This is a genomic window from Streptomyces qaidamensis (assembly GCF_001611795.1).
GTDB lineage: Bacteria > Actinomycetota > Actinomycetes > Streptomycetales > Streptomycetaceae > Streptomyces > Streptomyces qaidamensis.
The window spans coordinates 4,908,614-4,935,584 of sequence record NZ_CP015098.1 but is presented as its reverse complement, the minus strand read 5'-3'; the positions used below and the strand labels follow the sequence as shown (position 1 = coordinate 4,935,584).

26 protein-coding genes are annotated in these 26,971 nt (G+C 72.8%); 7 read left to right on the top strand and 19 right to left on the bottom strand.

The annotated features are described in order from the left end of the window. Positions 1-15 precede the first annotated feature (15 nt). Entirely contained in the window at positions 16-375 is a 360-nt protein-coding gene (locus A4E84_RS21940; protein ID WP_079129057.1) for a YbaB/EbfC family nucleoid-associated protein, read from the bottom strand. A gap of 275 nt (positions 376-650) precedes the next feature. Between A4E84_RS21940 and A4E84_RS21935 the strand changes: the two genes are divergently transcribed. Then, a complete protein-coding gene (locus tag A4E84_RS21935) occupies positions 651-1,409 on the top strand; it encodes an SLATT domain-containing protein (RefSeq protein WP_062928227.1) in 759 nt (252 codons plus the stop codon). A gap of 33 nt (positions 1,410-1,442) precedes the next feature. Here the strand turns inward: A4E84_RS21935 and A4E84_RS21930 are convergent, their stop codons facing one another. The 4 genes from A4E84_RS21930 to A4E84_RS21915 all read right to left on the bottom strand — a co-directional run bounded on the left by A4E84_RS21930 (position 1,443) and on the right by A4E84_RS21915 (position 6,229). Then, positions 1,443-2,984, bottom strand: a complete 1,542-nt coding sequence (locus A4E84_RS21930) for a substrate-binding domain-containing protein (RefSeq protein WP_062928226.1) — start codon at positions 2,982-2,984, stop codon at positions 1,443-1,445. 131 nt (positions 2,985-3,115) lie between these two features. Beyond that, positions 3,116-5,071, bottom strand: a complete 1,956-nt coding sequence (locus A4E84_RS21925; RefSeq protein ID WP_062928225.1) for a serine/threonine-protein kinase — start codon at positions 5,069-5,071, stop codon at positions 3,116-3,118. Positions 5,072-5,150: 79 nt separating this feature from the next. Beyond that, positions 5,151-5,609, bottom strand: a complete 459-nt coding sequence (locus tag A4E84_RS21920) for a MarR family winged helix-turn-helix transcriptional regulator (protein ID WP_062928224.1) — start codon at positions 5,607-5,609, stop codon at positions 5,151-5,153. Further along, positions 5,606-6,229, bottom strand: coding sequence for a DJ-1/PfpI family protein (locus A4E84_RS21915; RefSeq protein ID WP_062928223.1), 624 nt, complete (start codon positions 6,227-6,229; stop codon positions 5,606-5,608). Before A4E84_RS21915 ends, A4E84_RS21920 begins: the two co-directional genes overlap by 4 nt. Positions 6,230-6,392: 163 nt before the next feature. Between A4E84_RS21915 and A4E84_RS21910 the strand changes: the two genes are divergently transcribed. The 3 genes from A4E84_RS21910 (at position 6,393) to A4E84_RS21900 (ending at position 9,341) form a co-directional block, all read left to right on the top strand. Beyond that, positions 6,393-7,748, top strand: coding sequence for an aspartate aminotransferase family protein (locus tag A4E84_RS21910; RefSeq protein ID WP_062928222.1), 1,356 nt, complete (start codon positions 6,393-6,395; stop codon positions 7,746-7,748). A gap of 122 nt (positions 7,749-7,870) precedes the next feature. Further along, a complete protein-coding gene (locus tag A4E84_RS21905; protein WP_062928221.1) occupies positions 7,871-8,572 on the top strand; it encodes a GntR family transcriptional regulator in 702 nt (233 codons plus the stop codon). Positions 8,573-8,690: 118 nt separating this feature from the next. After that, a complete protein-coding gene (locus A4E84_RS21900) occupies positions 8,691-9,341 on the top strand; it encodes a hypothetical protein (protein ID WP_033310151.1) in 651 nt (216 codons plus the stop codon). A 9-nt stretch (positions 9,342-9,350) separates the two neighbouring features. On the opposite strand, the gene A4E84_RS21895 is transcribed toward A4E84_RS21900, so the two are convergent. Then, on the bottom strand, positions 9,351-9,644 hold the full coding sequence (locus A4E84_RS21895) for a hypothetical protein (RefSeq protein WP_062928220.1): 294 nt from the start codon (positions 9,642-9,644) through the stop codon (positions 9,351-9,353). Between the two features lie 135 nt (positions 9,645-9,779). Beyond that, the gene (locus A4E84_RS21890; RefSeq protein ID WP_062928219.1) at positions 9,780-11,063 is read right to left on the bottom strand and encodes an adenylosuccinate synthase; all 1,284 of its coding nucleotides are present in this window, start codon (positions 11,061-11,063) and stop codon (positions 9,780-9,782) included. Positions 11,064-11,249: 186 nt separating this feature from the next. Between A4E84_RS21890 and A4E84_RS21885 the strand changes: the two genes are divergently transcribed. Next, positions 11,250-12,116 carry a diacylglycerol kinase family protein gene (locus A4E84_RS21885; RefSeq protein WP_062928218.1) on the top strand — a complete coding sequence of 289 codons (867 nt, stop codon included), beginning with the start codon at positions 11,250-11,252 and terminating at the stop codon, positions 12,114-12,116. 25 nt (positions 12,117-12,141) lie between these two features. Here A4E84_RS21885 and A4E84_RS21880 read toward each other — a convergent pair whose 3' ends face one another. After that, positions 12,142-12,639, bottom strand: a complete 498-nt coding sequence (locus A4E84_RS21880; RefSeq protein WP_062928217.1) for a GbsR/MarR family transcriptional regulator — start codon at positions 12,637-12,639, stop codon at positions 12,142-12,144. Between the two features lie 74 nt (positions 12,640-12,713). Between A4E84_RS21880 and A4E84_RS21875 the strand changes: the two genes are divergently transcribed. Together A4E84_RS21875 and A4E84_RS21870 are read left to right on the top strand one after the other, a co-directional pair. After that, positions 12,714-13,610 (top strand): ABC transporter ATP-binding protein, encoded by an 897-nt coding sequence (locus A4E84_RS21875; RefSeq protein ID WP_062928216.1) that lies wholly within the window; start codon positions 12,714-12,716, stop codon positions 13,608-13,610. Continuing rightward, positions 13,607-15,205, top strand: a complete 1,599-nt coding sequence (locus A4E84_RS21870; protein ID WP_062928215.1) for an ABC transporter permease — start codon at positions 13,607-13,609, stop codon at positions 15,203-15,205. The genes A4E84_RS21875 and A4E84_RS21870 overlap by 4 nt, the downstream gene beginning before the upstream one ends. A 221-nt stretch (positions 15,206-15,426) precedes the next feature. On the opposite strand, the gene A4E84_RS21865 is transcribed toward A4E84_RS21870, so the two are convergent. The 11 genes from A4E84_RS21865 to A4E84_RS21815 form a co-directional block, all read right to left on the bottom strand. After that, positions 15,427-16,647, bottom strand: coding sequence for a cytochrome P450 (locus A4E84_RS21865; RefSeq protein ID WP_062928214.1), 1,221 nt, complete (start codon positions 16,645-16,647; stop codon positions 15,427-15,429). Between the two features lie 53 nt (positions 16,648-16,700). After that, the gene (locus A4E84_RS21860; RefSeq protein ID WP_062928213.1) at positions 16,701-17,366 is read right to left on the bottom strand and encodes a response regulator; all 666 of its coding nucleotides are present in this window, start codon (positions 17,364-17,366) and stop codon (positions 16,701-16,703) included. Then, the gene (locus A4E84_RS21855) at positions 17,363-18,703 is read right to left on the bottom strand and encodes a sensor histidine kinase (RefSeq protein WP_418082217.1); all 1,341 of its coding nucleotides are present in this window, start codon (positions 18,701-18,703) and stop codon (positions 17,363-17,365) included. Before A4E84_RS21855 ends, A4E84_RS21860 begins: the two co-directional genes overlap by 4 nt. Positions 18,704-18,802: 99 nt before the next feature. Then, positions 18,803-19,486, bottom strand: a complete 684-nt coding sequence (locus tag A4E84_RS21850; RefSeq protein WP_062928212.1) for a response regulator — start codon at positions 19,484-19,486, stop codon at positions 18,803-18,805. Then, on the bottom strand, positions 19,483-20,868 hold the full coding sequence (locus tag A4E84_RS21845) for a sensor histidine kinase (RefSeq protein ID WP_062928211.1): 1,386 nt from the start codon (positions 20,866-20,868) through the stop codon (positions 19,483-19,485). The genes A4E84_RS21850 and A4E84_RS21845 overlap by 4 nt, the downstream gene beginning before the upstream one ends. After that, on the bottom strand, positions 20,861-22,072 hold the full coding sequence (locus A4E84_RS21840) for an acyltransferase family protein (RefSeq protein WP_062928210.1): 1,212 nt from the start codon (positions 22,070-22,072) through the stop codon (positions 20,861-20,863). The genes A4E84_RS21845 and A4E84_RS21840 overlap by 8 nt, the downstream gene beginning before the upstream one ends. After that, entirely contained in the window at positions 22,065-23,063 is a 999-nt protein-coding gene (locus A4E84_RS21835; protein WP_062928209.1) for an alpha/beta hydrolase, read from the bottom strand. Before A4E84_RS21835 ends, A4E84_RS21840 begins: the two co-directional genes overlap by 8 nt. A gap of 220 nt (positions 23,064-23,283) precedes the next feature. Beyond that, positions 23,284-24,147, bottom strand: coding sequence for an alpha/beta hydrolase (locus tag A4E84_RS21830; protein WP_062928208.1), 864 nt, complete (start codon positions 24,145-24,147; stop codon positions 23,284-23,286). A gap of 186 nt (positions 24,148-24,333) precedes the next feature. Beyond that, positions 24,334-25,557: a kynureninase gene (gene kynU, locus A4E84_RS21825; RefSeq protein WP_062928207.1), complete on the bottom strand. Its 1,224-nt coding sequence runs from the start codon at positions 25,555-25,557 to the stop codon at positions 24,334-24,336. Further along, positions 25,550-26,380 (bottom strand): tryptophan 2,3-dioxygenase family protein, encoded by an 831-nt coding sequence (locus A4E84_RS21820; RefSeq protein WP_062928206.1) that lies wholly within the window; start codon positions 26,378-26,380, stop codon positions 25,550-25,552. The genes kynU and A4E84_RS21820 overlap by 8 nt, the downstream gene beginning before the upstream one ends. A gap of 150 nt (positions 26,381-26,530) precedes the next feature. Further along, the gene (locus tag A4E84_RS21815) at positions 26,531-26,944 is read right to left on the bottom strand and encodes a DUF3151 domain-containing protein (protein WP_031142408.1); all 414 of its coding nucleotides are present in this window, start codon (positions 26,942-26,944) and stop codon (positions 26,531-26,533) included. Positions 26,945-26,971 lie beyond the last annotated feature (27 nt).

The window sequence follows — 26,971 nt, the reverse complement described above, 5'->3', positions numbered from 1 at the left end:
AGGCGGTGAGCCTGGTCAGAACGGCAGGCCGGGAATGCCGCCGCCGCCCAGGCCCTGTGCGAGCGGGCCCAGCTTCTGCTGCTGGAGCGTCTGCGCGTTCTCGTTGGCCGCCTGGACGGCCGCCACGACCAGGTCGGCGAGGGTCTCGGCCGTCTCTTCGATCGATGCGGCCTCCGGGTCCACCGCCTTCGGGTCGATCTTCAGGGCGCGCAGTTCGCCGGCGCCGGTGACGGTGGCCGTCACCAGACCGCCGCCCGCCTGCCCGTCGACCTCCGTCTGCGCCAGTTCCTCCTGCGCCTGTGCCAGGTCCTGTTGCATCTTCTGGGCCTGCTGGAGCAGCTGCTGCATATTGGGCTGGCCACCACCGGGGATCACGATCAGCTCCTTGCTCGGTACGGGTTTTCCCGTTCGGCACGAGCCTACGTGGTCGGGGCTGCCGTCGCCCCAGCACTCTTTCGAGTGAGTCCCCCTCGCGCCCTATACCCGATCAAGGAATACTTCCGGGCGGAAAAGAGGCGAAAGCTACGCCTTCGCCACCCATTGGGAGGTAGGAAGGGTCGGGCGCGTTCCGGATGCGGGTTTCGTCCATCGCGCAGCGTGATCGGTGAGTGAACCGTACGTGGTCATTCGTGGTCAGTGAGGAGTGCCGGGTGGGTCAGCCGGAGATGCAGCCCGAGGGGCCGCCTCAGGACGGGTGGGGCGAGCAGGCGGCGGCCGGGCTGCGGCCGGGCGATCTGACGGGGCGGGTCTTCCCGCTCGGGGACTGGGGCGAGCCGGCGGTCCGGCTGGACGAGCTGTACCGGTGGGTGGAGCGCGGGGCGCTGCGGACGGCGGCCTGGTACCTCACGGACCGGGTGTGGAAGCGGCGGTGCGCGCGGGTGCTGCGCTGCGGGACCGCTGCCGGGGCGGTCACCGGGGTGGCGCTGCCCCTGCTGGATCTGACCGGGGTCGCGGGCGGGATCGCGCCCTGGGGGTGTCTGGCGCTGCTGGTGGGGGCGGCCTGCGTGGCCGTCGACCGCTACTTCGGGGTGACGTCCGGGTGGATGCGGGACGTGGCCACCGCGCAGGCCGTGCAGCGGCGGCTCCAGGCGCTGCAGTTCGACTGGGCGGCGGAGAGCGTGCGGGAGGTGCTCGGCCCGGCGGAGGGCACGGCGGGCGAGGCCGCCGAGCGGTGCCTCGGGGTGCTGCGGAGGTTCTCCGAGGACATGACGGAGCTGGTACGGGTGGAGACCGCCGACTGGATGGGCGAGTTCCGGTCGGGGTGTGCCGCGCCGGTGGGGCTGCAGACGATCGTGTTCCCGGGACCTGGCCGCGGGCCCGAGACAGGGCTGAACGGCCGGTTCCCGGTGCCGCCGCACGGCGGGACCCGGCCGAACATGCCGCGCCAGCGCCCGCCGGAGCCGCGGTGAGCCTCGGGCCCTCAGCGGGCCTCCTGCCCGCGGCTAGGACGCACACAGGGTGAGCCCTTCCGGGGTCCAGCACGGCACGTGGCCGTGGGTGCGGATGACGTCCTGGCCGTTGCCGCGGGCCAGGTACGTGAGGAAGCTGGAGGCGAGGGAGTCGGCCGGGGGGCGGCCGTAGGTGTAGGCGTACTCGATCTCGCGGTAGGGGTAGGCGCTCGTGCCGTGCTCGATGGCGTCGACGGACGGCGGGTCGCCGTCCAGGCGCAGCGCGTGCAGGCCCTTGGCTCGGGCGGCGAGGTTCAGTTCGCTGTAGCCGACGGCGCCGGGGAGGCCGGCGACGGTCGCCAGGACCTGCTCGGTCGAGTCGAGTTCGCAGCGCAGGACGGTCGCCGTGGGGTCGTCCTTGTGGACGCAGTCGACGGAGGAGTTGGCGATCTCGCCCCGGCCCAGCACCCGGCGCTGGAAGACCTGTCTCGTCCCGGAGTTGGCGTCCCGGCTGACGAGACGCACCGGCAGGTCGGAGCCGCCGAGCTGCCGCCAGTTGCGGATCTCGCCCCGGTACAGGCGCCGGACGTCCTCGGTGGACAGGTTCGTCAGCTTCACGTCGTCGTTGACCACGAGCGCGAAGACGGACACCGCCACCCGGTTCTCGCGCAGGTCGGGCAGGCCGGCCGGCTTGGGGCCGTCCGAGAGGGCCACGACCGGCGGGGAGCCCGCGGAGTCCCGTCTCGCCCGGTCACCGGCGGCCGTGAGCTCGCGGATCCCGGCCGTGGAACCGTGGGCGTCCACGTCGATGACGGGGTCGCCGCCGCAGTCCCGCTCGTACTTCTCGGCCACCTCGCGCAGGACGGGGGCGAACGCCGTGGAGCCGGTGAGGGTGAGGGTGCCGCTCGCGCAGCCGATCGGGGGCGGAGTGTCGTCCTGGGCGACGACGATCGCCGCCAGGGTGACCACGCTCGCCGTGAGCGCGATGGTGATCAGCCGCGCGGCCCGGCTGAACAAGGGCGGCTTCTCGTCCGGAGTGGCGCTGCGGTTGGGGTGAACCTCGCCGTCGCGCAGTCCGCCGACCAGCCGGATCTCGTCCCCGACGTCACCGCCGGAGAGGAGGACGAGCAGCTTGAAATGGTCGCCGCGGTTGAGCGGCACGCGCGGGATGCGCAGGGTGTTCCCGTCGTAGGCGAAGCCGCGGCCGGCCGTGAAGTGGTCCATGAGGTGGTCGGTGTCCGACGGCTGGGTGACCGAGACACCGCGGACGGTACGGCCCGCGAACACCGCGGTCAGACCGTGCGTTTCGGGGCCGGTGTAGTCGTCGCGGTCGATCCCCTGCGAGCCGTCGTTCTCGATGCGCAGCAGGACCAGGGTCGCGTCGGACATGCCGGGAGCCTCGTCGAACAGGCCGAGACGGCGGTTGGCGCGGCCCGAACGCACGTCGTCACCGATGGGGTTGTCCATCTGCACCCGGTAGCCGACGCGTTTGCGGCGCGGTACCCGGCGTTCGTACCAGACCATCACGCCCGAGGCGATGATGCCGAGGAGGGCCGTGGCCACGGCCACGAGGTTCTCCGCGCTCAACCACTCCACCGTGGGTGCCCCCGCCGCCGCCCGGACGATTTCGATCGTCCGGTCACCGTACGGCTGTACGGGCGCCTATCCGGTTTTCGTCGGCCGGAATTCGCCCGACGTTCAACGACTCGCCCGTTGCCCGGAGTTGGTCACTGCCTCGTGTACGTCAGTCGCTCCCCGCTGCTCGTGTTCACACGCTCCAGCGTGCCGTCCGGCAGAAGGGTCACCTCGGTGGCCGCGCCCGGGGTGCAGGCGGTGCGGGGCTGTCCGACCTTCACGGTGGACGGGCCGATGCTCAGCGCGCCGTCGGTGCCGGGTTCCGCGGTCAACCGGCCCTCGAACACGCAGTGGTAGGTGCCGCCGCCCTTGGTCGGGCCGTCGGCCACGAGGGACAGGACCGTGTCGCCCGGTTCGCCCTGCTGGAGGGTGAGCGAACGGCTGTGCTCGCCGTCGGCGTTGTCGATGGTCGTGGTCCAGGTGCCGAGGTACCCGGTCGCAATCGTGCCGTCCGCCGGGGAGGGGGCGGTGTCCTGCTGCGAGGTCGTCGGGGACGGGCCGGGAGCGGTCGGGGAGGTGCCCGTGCTCTGTGTGGGGCCGGGGCGGTCGTCGGCCCGGTCGTCGTCGCCGCCCTGCATCAGCGCGTACACCGACCCGCCCGCGGCGAGCGCGACGACCAGGGCGATCACGATGAGCAGCGCGGTGGAACGGCCGTCTCTTCCCCGCTGCGGCTGCGGAGGGCCGTACGGCGGGGTCGTGCCGTAGGGCGGCGGGCCGTAGGGCGGGGTGGAGCCGAGGCCGCCGTAGGCGGGGTGGGGCTGGGGGTGCTGCTGGGGGTGGCCGTACGGGGGGTAGGGGGGGGGGGGTGTCTGCATCTGCGGGTGGGGCGCGGCACCGGCGGCCGGGAGTTGCCGCGGCGCCGGGGGCGGGCTCTGACCCGCCACCATGGTGGGCAGGTGGTTGACCGGCCCGCCCTCGCCGGGCAGGCCAGGCGGGGGCGGGCCGGGGGTCGCGGCGGGAGCCGCCGCGGGGGCCGGGGGCAGCGCGGGGCGCGGTGACGACTCGTCGGCGGCGGACGCGTGTTCGGGGGTGGGGCCGGGGCCGGGGCCGGGGTTCTCGCCGGGGGCGGAATCGCGCTGACCGGCGGGCGGCCCGGGAGGGTCAGCTCCCTCGGCGGAGCCGGCTCCCTGCGGATCCTCCGTCTCCAGCAGCCGCACCGCGTGCCGCCCCAGTTGCGCGACCAGCGCGCTCGGCAGCCACGGATCGAGGGCGCGGCCGTCCGCGACGGTGTCGTCCGCGCCCGTGCGTTCGAGGACGCGGTCGAGGGAGGGCCGGGCGGCGGGGTCCTTGCGCAGGCAGTCCCGGACGAGGTCGGCGATGCCCTCGGGGACGCCGTCCAGGTCCGGTTCCTCCTGGGCGATGCGGAACATCAGGGCGTGCACGCCACTGTTGGCGGTGCCGAAGGGCAGGGCGCCGGTCGCGGCGTAGGCGAGGACCGAGCCGAGGCAGAAGACGTCGCACGCCGGGGTGATGCGGTCGCCCCGCACCTGCTCGGGCGCCATGAAGCCGGGCGATCCGACGAGCGCGCCGGTACGGGTGAGCCCGCCGTCCGTCACGGTTTCCAGGGCGCGGGCGATACCGAAGTCGATGACGCGCGGGCCGTCGATGGTGACGAGCACGTTGGACGGCTTGAGGTCGCGGTGGACGATGCCGGCGGCATGGACGTCCTTGAGCGCGTGCGCGAGCCCGGCCGCGAGGATGCGGACCGTCCGCTCGGGCAGGGCGCCGTGGTCGTGCCCGACGACCTGCTGCAGGCTCGGCCCGGCGACGTACCCGGTCGCGACCCACGGCACGGCGGCCTCGGTGTCGGCGTCCAGAACCGGCGCCGTCCAGTACCCCCCGACCCGCCGCGCGGCCTGCACCTCCTGCCGGAACCGCTCCCGGAACTCCTCCTGCGCGGCGAGTTCCTCACGGACCAGCTTCACGGCGACCGTGCGGCCCCGCTCGGAGCAGGCCAGATAGACGTGCCCCATGCCCCCCGCACCGAGCCGCGCCAGCAGCCGGTACGCACCGATCTGCTGCGGATCCCCGGACCCCAGGTTCTCCATCGCTCAGCCGCCTTCCCCCCACACGCGAGCAACGGACCGAGAATAGTGCGGGGCCGGGGCGGGGTGGACCGGGCGACGTCTACGGTTCGGTAACAGGCGGACCAGCCTGTTCGAGCACCTTCGACAGCCGTTCGAGGACGCGGGCCGCCTCCGCCAGCTCCGTCTCCCCGAACTCCTCCGCCAGCCGGTCCGCGAACGCCGCGTGCCCGGGGTCGATCCGGGCGATCGCCGCCCGCCCCTGCGCGGTCGGCGCGAGGAGCTTGGCGCGGCGGTGCGCCGGGTTCGGCCGGTACTCCGCGAGTCCCCGCTCCACCAGCAGGTCGGCGATGCGCTGCACGCTCTGCCGGGTGATGCCCATGGCGCGGGCGATGCCGGAGACGGGCAGCGGCTCCCCGAGGACCGCGCCGAGCACCTGCCACCAGGCGGCGGTGAGCCCGGCGGGCCGGGCCAGTTCCTCCGCGACGGCGAGGAACTGGCCGTTGAGCCGGAACACCCCGAGGGCGCTGCGGCTGAGGAGGTCCTGACGCTCGCGGCTCACAGCGCGCCGGCCTTCTCCAGCACCGCGTACGCCGCCGCGTCGGAGTCGTGGAACAGCCGGTACCAGGCGTCCAGCACCTCCCCCTCGTAGACCCCGAGCAGCCGGAGGATCTCGCGGGCGAAGGCGACGGGCTCGGTCGGGCCGGCGGTGACCAGGGCGCCGTCGGTGACGGCGTCGGCCTCGACGTAGCGTCCGCCGCCCGCGTAGCCGGTCGCGGCCAGGTAGAAGGAGACCGCGCTGGTGTGGTCGCGGTCGTCGAGCAGGCCCTCCCGGGCGAGTCCGGCGGTGGCTCCGCAGATCGCGGCGACCGGGACGCCCGCGTCCAGGAACGTCCGGGCCGTGCGGGCGAAGGGGGCCAGGTCGCCGGATGTGTCCCAGAGGTCGGCGCCCGGGAGGATCAGCAGCGCGCTGTCCTCGGGCCGCAGGGCGTCCAGGGCCAGGTCGGGCAGGATGCGCAGGCCGCCGACGCTCCGCACCGGGGCGGTGGCGGGGCCGACGGTCCGGATCTCCCGGCCCGCGCGGGCGAGCTGGGCGGTGGCGTGGCCGGTCTCCCAGTCGGCGAGGGTGTCGTAGACGGCGAGATGGACGGGCTTGCCGGGGCGGCCGGTGGTGGCGTTCATGACTCCTCCTCGGTCCTGCACTGCTATGACAGCATCCTGTCACTACGACAGAAGGCTGTCAATGTGTTGGGGTCGCGTCTGGACAACCTGTCGGTGGAAGGCGTCCGACGCCCGACAGGCCGCCGCTTTCACCGCCGTCTCCCCCGCACCTACGCTCGCCCGCATGACCCCTCAGCCGAACCCCGAAGCCGGTGCCGCCGTCAAGGCCGCCGACCGTGACCACGTGTTCCACTCCTGGTCCGCTCAGGAGCTCATCGACCCGCTCGCCGTCGCCGGTGCCGAGGGGTCGTACTTCTGGGACTACGACGGCCGGCGCTACCTCGACTTCTCCAGCGGGCTCGTCTACACGAACATCGGCTACCAGCACCCCAAGGTCGTCGCCGCGATCCAGGAGCAGGCCGCGAAGATGACGACCTTCGCGCCCGCCTTCGCCGTCGAGGCCCGGTCGGAGGCGGCCCGGCTGATCGCCGAGCGGACCCCGGGCGACCTGGACAAGATCTTCTTCACCAACGGCGGAGCCGACGCCGTCGAGCACGCCATCCGGATGGCCCGTCTGCACACGGGCCGCCCGAAGGTGCTCTCGGCGTACCGCTCGTACCACGGCGGCACCCAGCAGGCCGTGAACATCACCGGCGACCCGCGCCGCTGGGCCTCCGACAGCGGCACGGCCGGGGTCGTGCGCTTCTGGGCGCCCTACCCCTACCGCTCCCGCTTCTACGCCGAGACCGAGGAGCAGGAGTGCGCGCGGGCGCTGGAGCACCTGGAGACGACGATCGCCTTCGAGGGGCCCTCGACCGTCGCGGCGATCATCCTGGAGACGATCCCGGGCACGGCCGGGATCATGGTCCCGCCGCCCGGCTACCTCGCCGGTGTGCGGGAGATCTGCGACAAGCACGGGATCGTCTTCGTCCTGGACGAGGTCATGGCCGGGTTCGGGCGGACCGGTGAGTGGTTCGCCGCGGACCTGTTCGACGTCACGCCCGACCTGCTGACCTTCGCGAAGGGCGTGAACAGCGGGTACGTGCCGCTGGGCGGGGTCGCGATCTCCGGTGCCATCGCCGAGACGTTCGGGAAGCGCCCCTACCCCGGCGGTCTGACGTACTCCGGGCACCCGCTGGCCTGCGCGGCCGCCGTCGCGACGATCAACGTCATGGCGGAGGAGGGCGTCGTCGAGAACCCGGCCCGGCTGGGCGCCGACGTCGTCGGGCCGGAGCTGCGGGCGCTCGCCGAGCGGCACAGAAGCGTCGGCGAGGTGCGCGGCACCGGCATGTTCTGGGCGCTGGAGCTGGTCCGCGACCGTGAGACGCGGGAGCCGCTGGTGCCGTACAACGCGGCCGGTGAGGCCAACGCCCCCATGGCCGCCTTCGCCGCCGCCGCGAAGAAGGGCGGGCTGTGGCCCTTCGTGAACATGAACCGGACACATGTCGTGCCGCCCTGCAACATCAGCGAGGCGGAGCTCAAGGAAGGGCTCGCCGCGCTGGACGCGGCGCTGTCGGTGGCGGACGAGTACGCCGGGTAAACACCTGTAAACCCGTCAGTAACCGACATCCTCGCGTCCCATTCGAACGCGTAAGGTGGCGTGCTCGTAGACATACCTGTACGCGCACGCCACCCGAACGCGACGAGGGAGACGCCCTGACCATGCCCGCCAGCACCGGCAACGGCGCCGTGACGCGCAGCACCCTGCGGCAGCAGATCGCCGACGCGCTCCGTGACGAGGTGCTGGCCGGGCGGCTCCAGCCGGGTCAGGCGTTCACGGTCAAGGAGATCGCCGAGCAGTACGGGGTGTCCGCGACGCCGGTGCGCGAGGCGCTCGTCGACCTGTCCGCGCAGGGGCTCCTCGAAGCCGACCAGCACCGCGGCTTCCGGGTCCGCGAGTACTCGGTCGACGACTTCCGCGGCATGATCGAGGCCCGCGGGCTGGTCATCGAGGGCATGTTCCTCGCGCTGAACGAGGGGCGGCCCCATGCGGTGCGGCCCGATGATCCCCGGGCCGCCGCCGTCGTCGCCGGGGTCCGCAGGCGCGGCGAGGAGGCGCAGCGGGCCGCCGCGGCCGGTGACCTCACCGTCCTCATCGGCTACGACCTGCGCTTCTGGCGCGAGCTCGGCGCCTGCTTCGGCAACCCCTACCTCGCCGACTTCCTGCACCGGCTGCGCGTCCAGACCTGGGTCTGCGCGGTGCAGCACCTGCGCCGGCTCACCGACCTGCGCGGCGAGCTGTGGGCCGGTCACACGCAGCTGGTGGAGGCCCTGATCGACCGCGACAACGAGTCCGCCCGGGCGCTCATCGCCGCGTACAACGCGCACTCGCTCACCCTGATCGAGCGGCTCGCCTCCGGATGACCCGCGTCGCCGCTGCCCCTGTGGGTATGGGACATGCACGGCGGGAGCCGTGACCGTGCCGCACCGCTACCCTTCTTGACCACCGTGCTACCCGACCGCGCTGAGCGAGGAGCCTTCTTTGGCCTGTGACCTGTGGCTGGTACCGCTCGTGGACGTGTTGTGCCACACGCCGGACAATCCCTTCGCCGAGGAACTCGCGCAATACAACAAGGTGCTCGCCGAGGCCGGTCTGCCGCCGGTGCCGGTGTACCAGTACATGCCGGGCCTGTCCGGCGAGGTCGCCCCGGTCGCGGGCTTCGACTACGACGCGCTGCACTTCCTGCGCCGCGCCTATCTGCTCCAGGTGTGCGGCCTTCCGGTGACACCCGTGGACGAACTCGGCGGTGACTACGAGCAGTTGCTGGAGATGTTCGAGTCGACGGCCCAGCAGTCGCACCTGGTCTGGCACTACGACCACGCAGGCGCCTACGTCCCCGTCGACTTCCCCAGTCCGCTCGCCGACGACGATCTCCTCGCGGGCGGCGGCCCGCTGGGCTCCTCGCACGCCCTGCTGCGGGAACTGGAGACGGTCGCCCCGGGTATCGGTATCGACCCGGCCAACCCGCCGGCCGCTCCCCAGCCGCCGCTCGCACCGACGGAGCTGGAGGAGCCCGCCGTCCCCGCCCCGTACGACCCGAGTCCGTTCGCGCGTGAGCGGCACGTCTGGCTCGGGCTGCACGCGGCCGTGACCCGCAGCCTCGCCCAGGGGTCGATGATCGTCTTCAGCTGAACGCCGGGCTCAGCGGCCCAGCTGGGAGAGGCCCTTCTGCACGTCCTCGACGTTCATCACCGGCGTGTAGGTGACCTCCGCGTTGAGCTGGAGGAAGAAGGGCTCGCTGAGCACCGGCATCTGCGAGCTGTCCTGCATGTCGAAGAACAGGAAAGCGGTGCGCTTGCCGTGCTCGGAGGTGAAGTAGGCCGCTTCGGGCCTGATCTGTTCCAGCGACTCCTGGATGATCTTCCCCAGGGTGCCGTTCCGGATGGCCTCGTTGGCCTTCTCCGTGTCCATGGACGCCTTGAGCATTACGCGCATCGTGGTCACCTTCTTCTGGTCGACGCACGCGGGGGTATGGCTTCAGCGTATGCCCGTTCCGGGCAACTCTCCCTCCGGAGAACGCAGGCCGCCCCCCCGTGGGCACGGGGGGGCGGCCTGCGAACGAGGGGCGGCTCAGATGAACGAGTTGATCTCGATCGTCTCGTCCCGGCCCGGGCCCACGCCGATCGCGGAGATCGGGGCGCCGGACATCTCCTCCAGCGCCTTCACGTACGCCTGGGCGTTCTTCGGCAGGTCACCGAAGGTCTTCGCCTTGGAGATGTCCTCGTTCCACCCCGGGAGCATCTCGTAGACCGGCTTGGCGTGGTGGAAGTCGGTCTGCGAGTAGGGCAGCTCCTCGACGCGCTTGCCGTCGATCTCGTAGGCGACACAGACCGGGATCTGCTCCCAGCCGGTGAGGACGTCGAGCTTGGTGAGGAAGAAGTCGGTCAGGCCGTTCACGCGGGTCGCGTAGCGGGCGATGACCGCGTCGAACCAGCCGCAGCGGCGGTCACGGCCGGTGGTGACACCGCGCTCGCCGCCGATGCGCCGCAGCGCCTCGCCGTCCTCGTCGAACAGCTCCGTCGGGAAGGGGCCGGCGCCGACGCGGGTGGTGTACGCCTTGAGGATGCCGATGACCCGGCTGATCTTCGTCGGGCCCACGCCGGCACCGGTGCAGGCGCCGCCCGCGGTCGGGTTCGACGAGGTGACGAAGGGGTACGTGCCGTGGTCGATGTCGAGCAGCGTGCCCTGGCCGCCCTCGAACAGGACGACCTTGTCCTCCTCCAGCGCCTGGTTGAGGACCAGGACGGTGTCGGCGACGTACGGCGCGAGCTTGTCGGCGTAGGCCAGCAGCTCCTCGACCACCTGGTCCACGGCGATCGCGCGCCGGTTGTAGAGCTTGGTGAGGATCTGGTTCTTGGCGTCGAGGGCCGCCTCGACCTTCTGCGTGAGGATCGACTCGTCGTACAGGTCCTGCACGCGGATCCCGACGCGGTTGATCTTGTCGGCGTAGGTCGGGCCGATACCGCGGCCGGTCGTGCCGATCTTCCGCTTGCCGAGGAAGCGCTCGGTCACCTTGTCCACCGTCACGTTGTACGGGGTGATGATGTGCGCGTTTCCGCTGAGGAGGAGCTTGGACGTGTCGACGCCACGCTCGTTCAGACCGCTCAGCTCGGAGAGCAGGACCGACGGGTCGACGACGACACCGTTACCGATGACCGGCGTACAGCCGGGAGACAGGATTCCGGAAGGGAGGAGGTGCAGTGCGTACTTCTGGTCACCGACGACCACCGTGTGGCCGGCGTTGTTGCCGCCCTGGTAGCGCACTACATAGTCCACGGAGCCACCGAGAAGGTCGGTGGCCTTTCCCTTGCCTTCGTCACCCCACTGAGCACCGAGCAGCACAAGTGCGGGCACGCGCGTACACCCCTTCCGGGCGGGGCATGTCCATGGTCGAGGGCGAACGCGGAGAATACGCAGCCGCGTGCACCGCGACCGCCGTTGGCCGCCAACCGTCGGACCGGATGCCCCGGAATAGACGAAGCCCCTGGCGCAATAGCGCAAGGGGCTCTTGCACAAAGATGCTACCCGAGGAAGCGAGGCATGGCCGAGGTGGCGACTTCCGCGACGTCCGAGCAGCTGTTGGTGGTGGTCGACCCGGTCGCCCGCAGGTCGGACGGCGAGTCCGTCAGGATCGCGAAAGACGTGCTCGGAGCGGGTGCCGGCGTCAAGCTGTGCCTGCCGGACGGGCCGGAGGAGTTCGCCCGGGCGCTGGCCCGGCGGGGCTCGCGGCGGCCGGTGGTGGTGGGCGACGACCGGGCGCTGATCCGGGCGGTGGCGCTGCTGCACCGACACCGTGAGCTGGCCGGATGCGCGCTGTCGGTGGTCCCGGTCGGGGGTGCGCTGTCCCTGGCCCGGTCGCTGGGGGTGCCGACAGGGACGGTGGCGGCGGCGCGGGCGGTGCTCGACGGGGTCGAGCGGCGCATGGACCTGATGGTGGACGACAGCGACGGGGTGGTGCTCGGCGCGCTGCGGATACCGCCGCTGCGGCCCTCGCCGGAGGCCGCGCCCGACCCGGACGACCTGACGGGCCGCCCGTGGCTGCGGACGTGCCAGTACCTGGTCCGGACGCTGGTTCCGGCCGGCCGGCCCTCCCGGCCGGCCGCCGGGCCCGGGCCGGGGCCGTCCCGGCTGCGGGTCGAGGTGGACGGGGAGACCCTCGTCGACCTCAACCAGCCGGTGGAGGCGGTGTCGGTGTCACCGGCCGCGTCGGGCGTCGCGTCGGTGGAGGTCAGACCCGTGTCGGTGGGAGCGGAGGCCTCACCGCTGCTGGCGGAGGGCCGGACGGTGACGGTGTCCGGGGCGCACTTCCGCTACCGCGCGGACACGGTGGTGTCGGGGCCGGTGCGGACCCGGACGTGGGTGGTGCGGGAGGGGGCTTGGGGGCTGACGGTGCCGGCGGGGCAGTGAGCCGTCGCCCCGGACGTTCCGCTGGTCATTGCGGTCCGAACGTCTTCTCCCGGTGCACGCGCCAGCGCTCCATCATCTCCACGATCTCGGTCTCGATGAACTCGAAGAAGGCGAGTGTCTCGGCCATGCGGCGGCCGGCCGGGGTGCCGGCGCCGAGGCTGGCGACGCCCTCGCGCAGGGCGCCTTCCCAGCGCTTGATGACGGCCTCGCGGTTGGTCAGCGCCTCGTACCACTGGTTGCCGTGCACCCGGTAGCGTTCCCGGCGCGATCCCGGCTCCCTCTCGCGCGAGACCATGTGCGTCTGGGCCAGGTAGCGCACCGCCCCGGACACCGCCGCGGGGCTGATCCGCAGTTGCTCCCCCAGCTCGGTGGAGGTCATCGAGCCCTCGTCGGAGGAGAGCAGCGCGGCGAAGACGCGGGCGGGCATCCGCGCCATCCCCGCCTCGACGAGCTGCGCGGCGAAGGACTCCACGAACCTCGACACGGCCTCCGCGTCCCGGCTCGTTCCGGCTGATTCCGTCATGAGGCCCACCCTATCCGCGGTTCATACGTTTCTTTAACTTCACAAATTTCTGAAAGAAGCGTACGTTCTGGAGCATGACGAAGGCCATCACCGTCTCCGGACTGCACAAGTCCTTCGGGCGGACGCATGCTCTCGACGGGCTCGACCTGGAGGTCGCCACCGGTGAGGTCCACGGCTTCCTCGGCCCCAACGGCGCCGGGAAGTCCACCACCATCCGGGTCCTGCTCGGTCTGCTGCGCGCCGACTCGGGCGCCGCGCAGGTGCTCGGCCGCGACCCCTGGGCGGACGCGGTGGAGGTGCACCGCCGCATCGCCTACGTCCCCGGGGACGTGACGCTGTGGCGCAACCTCTCCGGCGGCGAGGTCATCGACCTCTACGGCCGGCTGCGCGGAGGGCTCGACGCGATGCGCCGCGCGGAGCTGATCGAGCGCTTCGAACTCGACCCGACCAAGAAGGGCCGCACCTACTCCAAGGGCAACCGCCAGAAGGTCGCCCTCGTCGCCGCGTTCGCCTCGGACGTCGACCTGCTGATCCTGGACGAACCGACCTCGGGCCTGGACCCGCTGATGGAGGGGGTCTTCCGGCGCTGCGTCGAGGAGGAGCGTGACCGGGGCCGCACGGTCCTGCTCTCCTCCCACATCCTCAGCGAGGTCGAGGAGCTGTGCGACCGGGTGAGCATCATCCGGGGCGGCCGCACGGTCGAGAGCGGTTCGCTCGCCGACCTGCGCCATCTGACCCGCACCAGCGTCGTCGCCGAACTCGCCGGGCCGCCCAACGGGTTGTCGGCGCTGCCCGGCGTGCACGACCTCGACGTACGGGGGCGCCGCGTCCGGCTCCAGGTCGACACCGACCGGCTGGACGGCGTCCTGCGGTCGCTGAGCGAGTCGGGCGTGCGGTCGCTGACGTCGACACCGCCCACGCTGGAGGAACTCTTCCTGCGGCACTACCAGGACGAGGCGGCGGGCCGATGACGGCCTTCGCGGTACGGCACGGCAGCACACGCCAACTCGCCGGTACGGGCACGCTGCTGCGCTTCGCCCTGCGCCGCGACCGGCTGATGATCCCCGTCTGGGTCGCGGTCGGCGCGATGATGGTCCTGTCCATGCCGGGCACTCTGGAGGGCCTGTACGGCACCCCGGCCGAACGCGCCGACCTGGTCCGGCAGATGGAGACCAACTCCTCGCTGCGCGCGATGGTCGGCCCGGTCTTCGGCGACTCGCTCGGCGCCCTCACGGCCTGGCGCGTCGGCATCTACGCCGGTGCCCTGGCAGCCGTGATGAGCCTGCTGGTCGTCGTACGGCACACCCGGGACGAGGAGGAGAGCGGCCGTCACGAACTGGTCGCGTCCGGGACCGTGGGCCGCCGGGCCTCGCTGACGGCGGCCCTGCTGGCGGCGGCCGTCGCGAACGCGGTGCTGGCGCTGCTGGTGACGGCGGGCCTGGCCGGACAGGGCGTGGCAGGGGCCCTGGCGCTGGGGCTCGGGATCGCCGGGGTCGGGATGGTCTTCGCCACGGCGGCGGCGATCGTCGCGCAGCTGACCGAGAGCGCACGGCTGGCACGCGGCCTGACGGCGGCGGTGCTCGGGAGCGCGTTCGTCCTGCGCGCGGCGGGCGACTCGGGCACGGACGACGGCTCGTCGGTTCTGACCTGGCTCTCGCCGCTGGGCTGGCTGGAGAACCTGCGGCCCTACGCCGGCGAACGCTGGTGGGTGCTCGCGCTCCTCGCCGGGGCGGTCGTCCTCCAGGGAGCGGTGGCCTACGCCCTGGCCGGCCGCCGGGACCTCGGCATGAGCTTCCTGCCGACCCGGCCGGGCCCCGCGTCCGGCAGGTTGGGCACCGCGAGCGCCCTGGCCTGGCGGTTGCAGCGGGGCGGTGTGCTGGGCTGGAGCATCGGCTTCTTCCTCGCCGGGGTCGTCTACGGCGGCATGACCGACGGCGCGGCCGACCTGGTCGGCGACAACGCCAACGCCCGGCGGATCATCGAGCGGATGGGCGGGCAGTCCGGCCTGACGGACGCGTTCCTGGCGTCCATGATCGGCATGCTGGGCCTGGTCGCGGCGCTGTACATCGTTTCCTCGGTGCTGCGCCTGCACGGCGAGGAGACCTCCGGCCGGGCGGAACCGGTCCTGGCGAACGCGGTGGGGCGGCTGCGCTGGGCCACCGGGCACCTGGTGATCGCCTTCGGCGGTGCCGCCTGGATCATGCTGCTGGCCGGGTTCGGCTTCGCCGTCGGCTACGGCAAGGAGACCGGCCCGATCCTGGCGGCGTGCCTGGTGCAGCTCCCGGCGGTGTGGGTGATCGGCGGGGTGGCGGTGCTGCTGCACGGCGTCCTGCCCCGGGCGGCCCTCGCGGCCTGGGGTGTCGCCGGGGCGGTGCTGCTGATCGGCTGGGTCGGGCCCGCGCTGGATGTGCCGCGGGCGGTGCTGGACGTCTCGCCGTTCGGGCACCTGCCGAAGTTGCCGGGCGGCTCCGTGGAGTGGGGGCCGGTGCTGACCCTGACCGGCTTGGCGGTGATGCTGGTGGCCGGTGGGCTGGCGGGGTTGCGGCGGCGGGACATGACGACCTGACCCGCCGCACGCGGCTGACCAGCAGCACGCCCGCCGACCCGCCGCACGCCGACCGACCAGCAGCACGCCCGCCGACCCGCCGCACGCGGCTGACCAGCGGTACGCCCACCGACCCGCCGCACGCGGCTGAGCAGCAGCATGCCCGCCGACCCGCCGCACGTCGACTGACCAGCACGCCCGCCGACCCGCCGCACGTCGACTGACCAGCAGTACGCGGCTGGTCAGCCGATCTCCACCGCCAGGCCCTCCAGCCCCCTGATCACGAAGTTCGGCTTCCTCACCGGCTCGGCGGCGAGTCGCAGCGTCGGGGCCCGCTCCAGCAACGCCCCCATCGACGCCGCCAGCTCGATACGGGCCAGGGGTGCGCCGATGCAGTAGTGGATGCCGGCGCTGAAGGAGATGTGGGGGTTGTCCGCGCGGGTGAGGTCGAGGGCGGACGGGTTCCGGAACACCGCCGGGTCGTGGTTGGCGGAGCCGAAAAGCAGGGCGATCTCCGCGCCGCGCGGGATCGTCGTGCCGTCGATCTCGATCTCGTCCAGGACCCAGCGTTCGAACAGCTGCAGCGGGGTGTCGTAGCGCATCAGCTCCTCGATCGCGGAGGGGACGAGCGTGTGGTCCGCGCGCAGCGCCTCCAGCTGGGACGGGTTGCGGAACAGGGCGTACCAGCCGTTGACCGTGGCGTTCACCGTGGCCTCGTGGCCGGCGTTGAGCAGCAGGACGCAGGTCGAGATCATCTCCTGCTCGGTGAGCCGGTCACCCTCGTCGTGGGCCGCGATGAGACCCGAGATGAGGTCCTCGCCGGGCTCCTTGCGGCGGGCCGCGATCAGCTCGCGCAGATAGTCGGAGAACTCGACCGACGCCCGGACCGCCTTCGCCGCCGTGTCCTCGGACGGCTTCAGCTCGTACATCCCGCAGATGTCCGCCGACCAGGGGCGCAGCGGGGCCCGGTCGGACTCCGGGATGCCGAGCATCTCGGCGATCACCGCCACGGGGAGGGGTTCGGCGACGTCCGCCAGCAGGTCGCCGCCGCCCTTCGCGACCAGCGCGGACACCAGATCGTCGGCCAGGCCCTGCACGTACGGCTTCAGCCGCTCCACCGTGCGGGGCGTGAACGCCTTCGACACCAGACGGCGGATCCGGGTGTGGTCCGGCGGCTCCAGGTCGAGCATCCCGTGGTCGTTGAGCGTGTGGAACGGCTCGTGCTCCGGCGGGGGCGCCGCGCGGCCGAACTCCTCGTGTGAGAACCGGTGCTGGTACGTCCGGCCGAGGCGCCGGTCACGCAGCAGTGCCGAGACGTCCGCGTGGTACGGGACGAGCCACTGGTTCGTGGGCTCGAACCAGTGCACGCGGCCCCGGGCACGCAGCTCGGCGTAGACGGGGTACGGGTCGGTGAGGAACGCCGGGTCCCACGGGTCGAACCCGAGGTCGGAAACAGCTGCCATGAACGGACGCTAGCCCGGCAGCCCCCACTCTGACCAGGGGCGGCGCCCACCTGTCACCCCGGCGTCACCAGCCGCGCCTCGTACGCGAACACCGCCGCCTGGGTCCGGTCCCTGAGGCCCAGCTTCACCAGGATCCGGCTGACGTGCGTCTTGATCGTGGACTCGGCGACGACCAGCCGCCCCGCGATCTCCGAGTTCGACAGTCCCTGCGCGATGAGGACCAGCACCTCCGTCTCCCGGTCGGTGAGGTCACCGTATGCCGCATGGGCGGAGGGCATGAGATGCGGCTTCTCGGACAGCTTGGAGAACTCGGTGATCAGCCGCCTGGTCACCGAGGGGGCCAGGAGCGCCTCCCCGGAGGCCACGACCTTCACCCCGTCGGCCAGCTGGCGGGCCGAGGCGTCCTTGAGGAGGAAGCCGGAGGCCCCCGCGCGCAGCGCCTGGTACACGTACTCGTCGAGGTCGAAGGTGGTGAGCACCAGCACCTTCGCCGCACCGTCGGCGGCCACGATCTCGCGGGTCGCCTCGATGCCGTTCAGCTCGGGCATGCGGATGTCCATCAGCACCACGTCCGGAGCGAGCTCGCGGACCTTGGTGACGGCCTCCCGGCCGTTCACCGCCTCGCCGACGACCTCGATGTCCGGCATCGCGTTCAGCAGGACCGAGAAACCCTCGCGCACCATCATCTGGTCGTCCGCGATCAGAACCCGGATGGTCATGCGTCGTCCTCGTCCGGCAGGATGACCGGCAGGAACACCGCCACCTCGTACCCTCCATCGTCCGTGCCGCCCGCCGTCATCTCGCCGTTCAGCATCGACACCCGCTCCCGCATGCCCGTGATGCCGTGCCCGGCGCCGGGCGAGGGCTTGATCAGGCTCGGGTTCGGCGGCGGGCCGTTGACGACGCGCAGGCCCAGGCCTCCGAGAACGTACCCGATCTCGACGCGGGCCGTCGCGCCCGGTGCGTGCCGCAGGGTGTTGCTGAGGGCCTCCTGCACGATGCGGTACGCCGACAGCTCCACGCCCTGCGGCAGCTCCCGCACCGCGCCGGTCACCACCTTCTCGACACCCAGCCCGGCCTCCCGGACGTTGGCCAGCAGCCCCTCCAGGTCGGCGAGGGTGGGCTGCGGGGCGTCCGGGGCCTCGTAGTCCTCGGCGCGGACGACGCCCAGCACGCGGCGCAGTTCGGTCAGGGCCGCCACCGCGTTCTCCCGGATCGTGGCGAACGCCTTCTCCAGCTCCGGCGGCGGGTTCTCCACCCGGTAGGGCGCGGCCTCCGCCTGGATGGCGACCACCGACATGTGGTGGGCCACCACGTCGTGCAGCTCGCGGGCGATCGTGGTGCGCTCCTCCAGCAGGGTGCGGCGGGAGCGCTCGTGCGCGGTGACCGTCTGCTGGGCGGTGACCTCCTGCTCGGCGTTGCGACGGATGTGCCAGACGGTGACGCAGAGCAGGATCATGGCCGAGAAGACGAGCATGGGGCCGGAGTTGGTGCCGTAGACGTAGGTCGGGCCTATGCCCATGTCCGCGACTATGGCGTACAGCCCCGTCAGTGCCCACATCCACCCGGCCGTGCGCGGCCGGGTGCGTATCGCCACGACCGTCAGCACGGTCAGATGGCAGGCGAAGCTGCTGGCGGCCCACGGCCAGTTGTTCCAGTTGCCGACGAGCAGGGCGACCACCGGGGTGGAGGCCATGGACGCCCAGAACGCTCCGACCGGCCGGATCATGGTCAGCAGGACGGGTATCACCGTCAACGGAACGGCCAGGAGCACCATGCCGTCGGTGTCGACGCTGGCGAGGAACAGGGTGATCAGGGCCGCCAGGGCTATCAGAGCGTGCGGCGTCCATGTCGCGTACCCCCGCAGGCGGGCGGGCAGCCGCCGGACGAGCCGCCCTTCCACGCTCCTGCGCGGCAGCGGCCGGTAGGCGAACGCGTCGCGGAAGAGGTCCTGCCGCAGCCCGTGCAAGGAGTCCACGGCCACCCGGTACTCCGGGCTGCGCGGCTTGGCCCCGGGCCCCGGTGGCGTGGTCTGCATGTGAGTCGTCTCGGTCACGTACAGAACGGTAAGCGCGTCCCGGGCCCCGGTCGTCCCCAGTGAGAGGGGTTCCACAGGGTCCCTCTCAGGTACTACGGCGACCCGCCGCGCCACCCCTCAGTACCCCGAGGGACGCACCAGCCCCGATTCGTACGCGAACACCGCCGCCTGCGTACGGTCCCTGAGGCCCAGCTTCACCAGGATCCGGCCCACGTGGGTCTTCACCGTCTGCTCGGCCACGAACAGGTGCCGGGCGATCTCCGCGTTCGACAGGCCCTGCGCGATCAGCGCGAGCACCTCCGTCTCCCGTTCGGTCAGGTCGCCGACGCGTTCCCTGAGCGGGGCACGGGGCTTGCCGTCGAGCCGGGAGAACTCGGCGATCAGCTTGCGGGTGATGACCGGGGCGAGCAGCGCCTCCCCGGCCGCGACCACCCGGACCGCCTCGGCGAGCTGCTCCGACGACGCGTCCTTCAGCAGGAACCCGGAGGCCCCGGCGCGCAGCGCGTCGTACACGTACTCGTCCAGGTCGAAGGTGGTGAGCACCAGCACCCGCATGTCCGGGTGCGCGGCGGTGATGTGCCGGGTGGCCTCGATGCCGCCGATCCCGGGCATGCGGATGTCCATCAGGACGACGTCCGGGGCGAGCTCCGCGGCCAGGGCGATGCCGCCCTCACCGTTCTTCGCGTCGCCGACGACCTCCAGGTCGGGCTGTATGCCGAGCAGCACGGTGAAGCCCTGCCGGACCATCGCCTGGTCGTCGACGATGAGAACCCGGATGGGTTTGCCGGTGCCGCTCGTCATGAGGTCCCTTTCCTGCGGGCCGTGGGGTGGTCGGTGCCCGGGGTGTCCGCGGGCGGGGTGTCCGGGAGGAAGGCGGTGACCTTGAAGCCGTCCCAGTGCCACAGGTGCGCGGTCATGGTGCCCCCGAGCATCGCGACCCGCTCCCGCATGCCGAGCAGCCCGTGGCCCGCCCCCGTCGACGGCGGTGGCGGTCCGGTCGGGCGGCCGTTGACGATCTCCACCTCCAGGCCGTCCGGCTCGTAGGTGAGACGGACCGTGATCCGCGCGCCGGGCGCGTGCCGCAGGGCGTTGCTCAGCGCCTCCTGCACGATCCGGTACGCCGACAGCTCCACGCCGGGCGGCAGCGGACGCCGCTCGCCCTGAATGTCGGTGACGACCTCGCGTCCGGCCGCCCGGGTGTTCTCCACCAGCGCGTCGAGGCGGTCGAGCGTGGGCTGCGGGGCGTGCGGCGTGGTGTCGTCGCCCGCCTCACCGAACGGCTCCCCCGGCCCGGAGTGCTCCGAGCGCAGCACGCCCAGCACGCGGCGCAGTTCGGTCAGGGCCTCCAGCGCGTTCTGCCGTATGCCCGCGAGGTTCTCCCTGAGCTCGTCGGGCGGGTTCTCCACGAGATGCGGGGCGACCTGCGCCTGGATGGAGATGACCGACATGTGGTGGGCCACCACGTCGTGCAGTTCTCGCGCGATGCGGCTGCGCTCCTCCAGCAGGGTGCGCCGGGTGCGCTCCTCGGCGGTGAGCGTGGTCTGCTCGACCAGTTCCGCGCGGGCCTCGCGTCGGCCGCGCAGGGCGGTGCCGAGGACCACGACGACGGTGGCCAGGAAGACCGCGACCGTGCTCGTGGAGTCGTAATGTCTCCGCGCCACCCCCGTCAGCAGGCTCTCGAGGCCGATGGTGACCAGCGCCGTGACGGCCAGTGCCGCTATTGCCGCCCGGGTCGGCACCCGCAGGGCGAGCAGCAGCAGCACGAGCAGCAGGCCGATGATCCCGGCCGCGGTCCAGGGCCACGTGTAGGTCTCCGGGTCGAAACCCAGCTGGCTGCGCAGCGTGGCGGCGCCCACGACGAAGGCGCCCATCGCCAGCCACCACGCCGGCACCGGCCGCCACATGCCGAGCACCACGGCGCCGCCCTGCGCGACCGCGATCAGGAGTGCCAGACCGGGGGCCAGGTGGCCGTTGTCGTTCATGTCGCCCGTGCCGCCCAGGATGATCCCGAACGCGGCCATGCACAGCACGCCGTGCGGCAGCCAGCGCAGCCAGGTTGAGGGCGGCAGCGGGTCCGCCCGGACGGTCCACAGGTCCTGGCGCAGCAGCAACAGCCAGCCCTCGACGCGCGCCCGCAGCGCGCGGCCCACCCCCGTGTCCGTCACACGCCCCAGCCTAGACATGACGCGCCTCCGTCGCCGCGCCCCGGTCGGACGGACGGTGCGCCCGCACCACCCGCGGCCTGCGGCCCGGGCCGCCGCCGCCTCGCTCGAAGGAGCGGAAGGCGGCCCAGCAGGCCGTGAGGGCCAGCGCGAACACGGGCAGCCACAGCAGCCGGAACCCGACCCAGCCGAGACCGGCGGGCGGAGTGTGCAGGCCCGCGAGCCTGCCCGCGAGCAGGCCGGTGGCGGTCGTGGCCATCATGGCCGTCTGGTGCCAGAGGAAAACGGTCATCACGGAGAGGTTGGCCAGCGCCACCGCCGCCCACGCCACGGGCCGGCGCATCGCCCGCCGCAGCCGCTCGCGCAGCAGCAGGGCGAGACCGCACTGGGCCAGGCCGAACGTGACGACGGCCAGCGTCGGCGGATCCAGGTTGGACACGCCTTCGCCCGGGACGCCGACCATGGACGCCGGGTAGCCCGCCCATGCCACGAGCGCTGCGGTCGCCGCCGCCCCGGCACCCAGCAGGACCCAGCCGGCACGGCGGCGTTCCAGTTCGCCGCGGGTCCAGGCCGCGCCCAGCGTGTAGGGCACCGTCCAGGCGGCCGCCACGTTCACCCAGCCCAGCCAGGAGGGGCCGCCGAGGCCGAAGCGCACCAGGTCCACGTGCAGGACGACGGCCAGCGGCCAGAGCGGGTTGAGCCGGGTGAGCAGCGGGGTCGCCGCCGTCAGGCCCGCGAACACCACGAGGAACCACAGGGGGGACAGGGCCAGCTTCACCAGCGTGCGTACCGTGCCGTACTCGGTGCCCGACAGCAGCAGCGCGACGGCGGCGACCGTCCACAGGGTGAGGACGGCGGCGACCGGCTTGAACAGCCGGGACAGCCGGGCCGTCAGCCACTGGTGGTACGGGATTCCCCGGTCCCGGGCCGAGGCATGACTGCGGGTGGCGACATGGCCTCCGACCAGGAAGAACACGGCGAGTGTCTGCAGCATCCAGGAGACGGGCGTCAGCCAGGGCATGTGCTGCAGCGGGCTCGCCGTGCGCAGGACGCGGCCGTCGGAGACCAGGGCCGTGACCAGCCAGTGCCCGAGGACGACCCCGAGGACGGCGGCGGCCCGCAGGGCGTCCACGGCCCGGTCGCGGCCGGGCGGGGTGGCCGCGTCGATGCGGCCGGCGCCTCGGCGCACTCCCTGTCGCAGGGCGCGTACGCCGATGTCAGTCATGGGTCACCGCCTTGGTCTCGCCCAGGACGATCCGGGCCAGGTTGGTCAGGGAGGCCGAGCCGGGCCTGAAGTAGTCGCTGTGGCCGCCGTCGCCCGCCGTGAAGACCCGGGCGCCGAAGGCCGGGGAGACGGGGTCGGTGCCGAAGCCGACCGTGGTGCCGAACAGGTCCACGTCGACGTGCGGGACGTTCTCCACCCAGTCGTCACCGCCCCGGGCCGCCCAGACGCGGGCGCGGGTGTGCAGACCGGCGGCGGTGTCGGCACCGGTGCCCGGGCTGCCGACAAGCGCGATGTCGTCGACGGCGAGCCCGGCGGCGGCACGGCCGCAGACCACCGAGCCGTACGAGTGGCACAGCAGCGAGATGCGCGGTCCTGCGCCCGTTATGGCACGCAGGTCAGTGACGAGCGCGCGCAGCTGCGGGACCGCCTGCTCGGCCCTGCCGGTCGTCGTGACCGTCGTGCTGACCGTGCCCGGCGTCTCGTAGCCCAGCCAGGCCACGACCGCGGTGCGCGTGCCCGCCGGGGCCTGCCGGCCGAGCTGCCGGTGCAGGGCGGCGGCCGCCGCGTGGAACCGGCCGTAGGTGTCGAGGCTCGTGTCGGACCCGGGGACCAGGACGGCGACGCGGTCGGCCCGGGCGAGGTCGCCGAGGACCTCCGTCACCCGGCCGGAGCCGCGGCCGTCGAACCGCAGGAGGTGCCGGGCCGGGGCGGCCAGACGACGGTCCGTCGCGGCACGGTCGCGGTCGTGGTGGACGGCGGCCGTACGGGCCGCCTCGGCGGCGTTGGCCCGGTTGGCCGCGTACGCATCGTCGAGCGTCGACGCGCTGAGGGCCGCGAGGTGGGCGGGGGCCGGTGCGGGGGTCTGCGGTCGTACGGCCCCGGACAGGGGGACGACCACCGCACCGGTGATGAGGGCGGCGAGCGTGGCTCGGCGCCATCGGCCGGCGCGGCGCCTGTCGCCGCGCCGGCGGTACTGCGGTGCGGACCCCATGGTCGTCCTCCTCCAGCGCACCCGGCCATCGGGTCTGCGTGGAAGGGAAGTTACGGAGCGGGACACCTCGTCCGCGTCCCACCGGGGGACTCACCTGCGGCGTAGCTCTCAGGTACTACGGGTATGGCCAGGGGCCCCTCCTAAGGGCAGCTCGAACAGCTCGAACAGCTCGGCCAGCGCTGTCGAACAGCTCGGCCAGCGCTGCAAGGGCTGCTGCCCCTCACCAGGCCAGCTGCGCGATCTCCTCCACCACCACCGCGCACGCGTCGGCCGCCGGGTCGATGAGCGGGAAGTGGCCCACGTCCTCCAGCAGCGTCACCCCCACCATCTCTCCGGCCTTCGCCGCCGCCTCCGCGTACGACTCGGCGACCGCCTGCGGCACGTCGAGGTCCGCGCGGCCCTGCACGAGGGTGGTGGCGATACCCGTGGGCAGCAGCAGTGCCGGGTCCGCGTACGGCTGCCGCTCGGCGAAGTGCTCGTCTCCGCCCAGGAGTTGCCGCGCCGCGCCCCCGCACACGTCCAGCTTGTCGGCGATCGCCAGGTCCGCGATCGGGGCGAGGGCGACGACGCCGCGCAGCGTCACCGGACTGCCGCTGCGCCAGGGCGAGTCCGCCGGCAGGACGTGCCGGGCGGCACCCCACAGCGCGAGGTGCCCGCCCGCCGAGTGACCGGTGAGGACCGTACGGCGCGGGTGGGCCTGCGGCAGCAACTCCCTTACCAGCGCGGGCAGGGCGTCCAGCGCCGCCGCGACGTCGTCGAAGGTGTCGGGCCAGCGGCCCGCGAGGGAGCCGCCGTCGCCGCCGCGCCGGTACTCGACGCTGGCCACGGCGAACCCGCGGCGGGCGAGGAAGTCCGCGAACGGGCTGATGTGACGCCGGTCGTAGGGCGCCCGCCAGGCGCCGCCGTGCAGCACGACGACGACCGGGGCCGGTCCGGGGCCACCGGCCCGGCGCGGTGCGAAGAAGTCGATCACCTGGTCCGGGTGGTCGCCGTAGGCCGCGGTGGCGTCGGGGTCGACGGGCGCGTGGGAGAAGGCCGACTTCTCCTCGGCAGCGGCCCGTGCTGCTGCGACGTCGTCCGTCATGCTCCAACCTTCCAGCGATGAACGCCAGCGATGAACCGTACGCGGCGGGCCGGTTGAGGACCGCGCCGTTGGCCGGGACGGTACCAGGCGCGTGACGTGCGCGGACATGCGGATGTCACGCTCGGTGAAGAAGGGACGGAGGCCGCGGGCCGGGACACCACCGGTGCGTCCCGGCCCCGCCGCCGCTCAGGCCAGCGTCTCCGCCAGCACCCGCGCCGCCCGCTCCACGTCGGCGAACCCGACGTACAACGGTGTGAAGCCGAAGCGCAGCACGTCCGGGGCCCGGAAGTCACCGACCACACCCCGCTCGATCAGCCGCTTCATCACGGCATCGGCGATGGGGGCACTTCCCTGCTCGAACGAAGTGGAGAGCTCGGGGGAACAGCGCAGGGCGATCTGGCTGCCCCGCTCCCCGTGCGCCACCGGCGTCACGCACTCGACCCGGCCCTCGGGCACGTACGCCGCCACGCACTCCAGGAAGAAGTCCGTCAGCGCGAGGGACTTGGCCCGCACCGCCTCGACCGTCACCCCGTCCCACACCTCAAGAGCCGCCTCCAGGGCGAGCATGGAGAGGATGTCGGGCGTGCCGACCCGGCCGCGCAGGGCGCCGGGGGCGGCCTCGAAGTCGCTCCGCATCCCGAACGGCTCGGCGTGCGAGTTCCAGCCCGGCAGCGGCGAGTCGAAGCGGTCCTGCAACTCCCGGCGCACATACAGGTACGCCGGTGAACCGGGCCCGCCGTTCAGGTACTTGTAGGTGCAGCCGACCGCGAGGTCCACACCGTGCTCGTCCAGCCCGACCGGCAGGGCGCCCGCGCTGTGGCACAGGTCCCAGACGGCGACCGCGCCCGCCGCGCGCACGGCGGCCGTCAGACCGGGCAGGTCGTGCAGCCGGCCGGTGCGGTAGTCGACGTGGTTGAGGAGGACGGCGGCGGTGCGGTCACCCAGCGCGCCCGGGACGTCCGCGGGTGCCACGGGCCGCAGGGTGCAGCCGGTCATGCGGGCGGCGGACTCGGCGATGTACCCGTCGGTGGGGAAGGTCGTCGCGTCGACGAGGAGCTCGTCACGGCCCTCCCCGGCCATCCGCACCGCGCCGACAAGTGCCTTGAAAACATTGATACTTGTGGAGTCGCCCACGACGATCTGCCCGGGCGCCGCCCCGACCAGCGGGGCGATCCGGTCCCCGATCCGCTCGGGCGCCGTCCACCAGCCGCTCTCCTCCCAGGACCGGATGCGCAGCTCGCCCCACTGGCGGCGTACGACGTCCTCGACCCGGGCGGGGACGACGGCGGGCAGGGCACCGAGCGAGTTGCCGTCGAGGTAGACCACGTCGTCGACGACGAACTCTGCGCGCTTGCCGGCCAGTTCGTCGACGGCGTCCAGCTTCTGCGCGCGTTCCGCCTGCTCAGACATAGGACCGCGCCGTCCACAGCTCGGGGAACACGTGCTTCTGCGCGCGCTTCTCCAGCCAGGCCACCCCGGCGGAGCCGCCCGTGCCGGTCTTGGCGCCCATCGCGCGGCGGGTGGCGACCAGGTGGTCGTTGCGCCAGCGCCACACCAGCTCGGCGACATCGCTCAGCGCCTCGCCCAGCCGGGCGACCTCGTCGCTCTCGTCACCCGAGTAGACGGCCGTCCAGGCCGCCTCCACCTCCGGCGACGGCTCGTAGCGCTTGGAGACGTCGCGCCGCAGCACGGCCTCCGGGATGTCGTGCCCGCGCCGCGCCAGCAGCCGCACGACCTCGTCGTACAGGCTCGGCTCGTGCAGTGCCTTCTCCAGCTCGGCGTGCACGCGCGGTGCGCCCCGGTGCGGGACGAGCATCGACGCGGACTTGTCGCCGAGCAGGAACTCCAGGCGGCGGTACATCGCCGACTGGAAGCCGGATCCCTCGCCGAGGGCGCTGCGGTACGAGTTGAACTGGGCCGGCGTGAGCTGGGCGAGCGGCTTCCAGGAGTGGTTGAGCGCCTCCAGTTCGCGGACGGACCTCTTGAGCGCGGCGGTGGCGGTGGGGATGTCGTCACCCCGGAGCGCGCCTGCCGCGGTCTCCCACTCGTGGACGATGACGGTGAACCACAGCTCCATCACCTGGGTCGTCACCAGGAAGACCATCTCTCCGGGGTCGTCGGAGAGGGTGTGCTGGAGGTGGGTGAGTACGTCCGCCTTGACGTAGTCCTCGTACGGCGTCGTGCCGTGGAAGTCGAGATGCGGGGTCTCGGGCTCGTGAGCCTCGTGGGACATCGCTGTCTCCTGCGTATAACTCCGGGTAGCGGTCCGCCCCTGCCGAATCCGACACGGGGGCCCCGGTCCCCAGGGGCATCTTCCGCAATCGTCCCCCGAAACCGCAAGGCCCGCCTTTCGCGGACGGGCCTCGCGTACACCGACCGTGTCTCAGCCCAGGACCTGCGCCGCCGTCGGCGAGGAGTCCTTCAGGAACTGGGAGCAGCGCTCGTACTCCTCCTGCTCGCCGATCGCCTGGGCGGCCCGGGCGAGGGCGTGCAGGGCGCGCAGGAAGCCGCGGTTCGGCTCGTGCTCCCACGGCACGGGGCCGTGGCCCTTCCAGCCGCTGCGGCGCAGCGCGTCCAGGCCGCGGTGGTAGCCCGTGCGGGCGTACGCGTAGGACTCCACGGCCGCGCCGCGCTCGAACGCCTCGTCGGCGAGCTGCGCCCAGGCGAGCGAGGAGGTGGGGTGAGCACCGGCGACCTCGGCGGGCGCGGCACCCGACGCGAGCATTTCCCGCGGCCCGGGGTCGTCGGGGAGATGGGTCGGGGGCGGGCCCCCGAGAAGGTTCTCGTGAATGGACATGCCCCAAGTCTGCGCCATCCCACCCGG